Origin of the sequence: Streptomyces sp. NPDC127117, from assembly GCF_042677325.1 — a bacterium.
In the GTDB taxonomy this organism is placed as follows: Bacteria; Actinomycetota; Actinomycetes; order Streptomycetales; family Streptomycetaceae; genus Streptomyces.
Map to the genome: position 1 here is coordinate 30,366 of NZ_JBHXTM010000009.1, position 3,502 is coordinate 33,867.

Consider the following 3,502-nt stretch of genomic DNA (forward strand, 5'->3'; position numbering starts at 1 on the left):
CCGGGGGTGGGCCCCGGCGCCCCCCCCCCCCCCAACCCCCCGGGGGGGGGCCCCCCCCGGGGGGCCCCCCCCCCCGGCCGGGCCGGTTCCTGTCCGTGCCGGACGGCCGCCGGGCCGTCCGACGGGGTCAGGCGTCGATGCCTGCGCCCTTGTCGGCGGCCTCGTCCGACTCCGCCCGGGCCTGCTTCCTGCTGGCGATGAGGCTGGTGATCGTGGTGATCACCAGCACGCCGCAGATGACGCCGAGCGACACCGGGATGGAGATCTCGGGGACGTGCACTCCGGACTCGTGCAGCGCGTGCAGCACCAGCTTCACCCCGATGAAGCCGAGGATGACCGAGAGTCCGTAGCTGAGGTGGACCAGCTTCTTCAGCAGCCCGCCGATCAGGAAGTACAGCTGCCGCAGCCCCATCAGGGCGAAGGCGTTGGCGGTGAAGACGATGTACGGGTCCTGGGTCAGGCCGAAGATCGCCGGGATGGAGTCCAGGGCGAACAGCACATCGGTGGTGCCGATGGCGAGCATGACGACCATCAGCGGCGTCAGGACTCGCTTGCCGTTGTTCCGGATGAAGAGCTTGGTGCCGTGGTAGCGGTCGGCCACCCCGAAGCGGCGCTCGATCGTCTTGAGGAGACGGTTCTCCTCGAACGCCTCCTCTTCCTCGTCGGCCCGCGCCTCCTGGATGAGCTTCCAGGCGGTGTAGATCAGGAACGCGCCGAAGATGTAGAAGACCCACGAGAAGTTGGCGATCACCGCGGCACCGGCGGCGATGAAGATCGCCCGCAGCACCAGCGCGATCAGCACGCCGACCAGCAGCACCCGTTGCTGGAGGTGTGAGGGCACCGAGAACTTCGCCATGATCAGGACGAAGACGAAGAGGTTGTCGACACTGAGCGACTTCTCGGTGATGAAGCCGGCGAAGAACTCGCCCGAGGCCTGGCTCTCGCCGAAGACCAGCAGACCGAGCCCGAAGAGGACGGCCAGCGCGATCCAGACGATCGTCCAGATTCCGGCTTCCTTTGTCGTCACGTCATGGGGCTTGCGCCCGATGAAGAAGTCGACGGCGATAAGGGCTGACAGACCAAGAATGGTCAGCACCCAGAGGGTCCATGAAACGTCCACTGCGCCTCCGGCAGTTCGCTACGGCTACTGATCAGCGTCGTCGCTGCCGGAGGTCTCTTCCACCCGGGCGCGCGGGCTGCGCGCCACGGGCCGGCGCCCCGGGACCGGTCACGGTCCGTATTGACGGGTACGCCGCGTATGGGAGTACTCCCCTCCGCCCAAAGAACAGTACAGGGATTACCAAGGAAAGGTAAAGACGAGGGTAAAGATCTTTCAAAAGCGCAGGTCAGGGGGTATGCGTCAGTCGGCGCCGTGCCCGGTCGTCAGGGGCGCCGAGGGCGGCGGGCGGCCGCCACCTTGGCGAGCACCTGCTCCAGGACCCGGCTGCCCGGCGGCATCCGGGGCGGTTCGTACGTCCAGGCGTGGCCCACCCAGGGGTCGGCCAGGTGGTCGTCGGCGACCGGGGTGACGCGCAGCAGCGAGCGCCACAGCGGGTCGAGCACCGGCCCGTACGCACTGGCGTCCTCCCGGTCCGCGACCATCATCAGATGGACGCCGACCGAGGGCCCCTCGTCGGCGAGGTAGCGCAGCTGGGTGACGGCGCGGTCGTCGAAGCCGTGCGGGAAGTCGTTGACGATCAGCAGCTGCTCGCCGGTGTCCAGGTCCGGCGGGAGCGAGTCGGTGGCGCCGGCCCGGATCGCCATCTGCACCAGGTCGACACGGCGGGTGAGCCGGGCGAGGACCGAGGCCACTCCCCCGGCTCCGGAGGCGGGCGGCCCGGCGAGCGCCCCGGACCGGACCAGAGGGGCGAGCGCTCCGGCCGCGGAGCCCGCGGGGTCGATGACATGGACCGAGAACTCGTCGGCCGGATAGACCGCCAGCAGCCGGGCGGCATGCGCGACCGCGCACTCCATGGCGAGGGTGCGCAGCCGGGCGCTGTCCATCAGGGCTGCGGCGTCGGACGTCGTACGGCCGCTGTCGATCCACATCCCGCGCTCCAGCGGAAGCCGGACCAGCAGCGGGATGTGCAGGGCGGGGTTCTCGGGCAGGTGGAGGTCGCCGATGCGCAGCGCCATGGGGATCTCCATGGGGACGCGGTAGGCGTGCCAGACGGGGTTGTCCCAGCCCGCGAACGCTGCGGGCAGCGCGGGTTCCACCACGGCGGCCTCGGCGACGAGCTGGGCGAGGTCGCGGTCGAGGACCTCGCGGGCGCGTGTGGTCAGCTCGTCGCGCTTGGCGCGGGCCTGCTCGCGGGCCCGGTCCCCCGCGCCGCCGATCCGGCTGCGGGGGTCGGACAGAGTGCGGTCGAGCTCCTGCTCCATGCGGGACTCGGCGAAGTCGACAGCGCTGCGATAGGCGGCGGTGGTGCGGGCCAGGTCCTCGAACATGCCCCAGATCTGGTTGTAGAGGCGCTCGTCCATGGACCAGCCGGTCGCGTCCCCGGCGACGGGCTGTGCGGGGCGGCCCGGCTCGGCGGGCGGCGCGGTGGGCGGGGGCGGCGGGGGTGCGGCCGGCCGGCGGCGCGGGTGGGCGTAGTTGATGGGCCCGCCCGTCGTGGCGCCGGGCGGCGGGGTGGCGGGCTCCGCGAGCGGCTCGGGCGGCTGGGGGGCGGGCCGGCGGCCGTCCGGGGGCGGTACCGGGCCGGGTGCGCCCGCGCCGGGGGCGACCCGGTCGGCGTCCGGGGTGCGCGGCGGGGGCGGGGCGACCGAGCGGGCCATCGCCCGGGTGACCGCGTCCTGGATGGAGCGGGCCAGCTCGGCGGCGCGGGGCACACCCTGGTCGGCGAGCATGGCGTCGAGCCCGCCCGCGTAGCCCTGGCCGACGGCGCGTACCTTCCAGGCGCCCTGCCTGCGGTACAGCTCCAGGGCCGCGACCGCGGATTCGGTGTCCAGACCGGTGAGCGTGAAGGTGGCGATCTCGGTGCCGTCGAGCCCGGTGACGGCGACGAACGGGGAGGCGACGGCACCGAACCGGACCGGTCCGCCGACGCCGGTCGGCAGGGCCAGCAGTACGGTGACCCGGTGCACCTGGCCGGGCAGGGCGTCGAGGTCCACGGCGAGCCGGTGGTCGGCGGCGGCCTGCCTGGACACTTCGAGCCCGGGGAGCTGGGGCGATCCCGGGTGGGCGATCCATTCGGTGCCGCGCACCGTGCCGCTCTCGTCGCCGAGCGTGGCACCGGCCACGACGGGCGTGCCGGCCGATACCCGGATCTCCAGACGGGTCTGGGGCAAGGTGTGGTTCTGCCCCCGGACCAGCTCGGCCGTCATTGCCCTGTCCCCTCGACGATTCGCTGCTGCGTACTGCGCGTCGTGCCGCGTGCGGTGCGGCGCGATGTGGTGCAGCTCCCGGCGGCCGATGCCTCCGGGAGCTGCGGGTACCGATGTGTACCGGCTCGGAGGGGGGTCGGGTGGGGGGGGCGGGCCGGGGCGCCCCCCCCCCCCC

At 72.8% G+C, this 3,502-nt stretch carries 2 protein-coding genes; both read right to left on the reverse strand.

Translation table 11 applies throughout. The features are described from left to right. Nucleotides 1–127: 127 nt before the first annotated feature. Nucleotides 128–1,120, reverse strand: a complete 993-nt coding sequence (locus ACFVH0_RS10705; protein ID WP_385819226.1) for a TerC family protein — start codon at nucleotides 1,118–1,120, stop codon at nucleotides 128–130. Nucleotides 1,121–1,383: 263 nt separating this feature from the next. Beyond that, nucleotides 1,384–3,327, reverse strand: a complete 1,944-nt coding sequence (locus ACFVH0_RS10710) for a TerD family protein (protein WP_385819227.1) — start codon at nucleotides 3,325–3,327, stop codon at nucleotides 1,384–1,386. Nucleotides 3,328–3,502 lie beyond the last annotated feature (175 nt).

Coding starts and splice junctions, on each gene's coding strand:
- ACFVH0_RS10710 (WP_385819227.1), bottom strand. CDS start 3,327: ATGACGGCCGAGCTGGTCCGGGGGCAGAACCACACCTTGCCCCAGACC.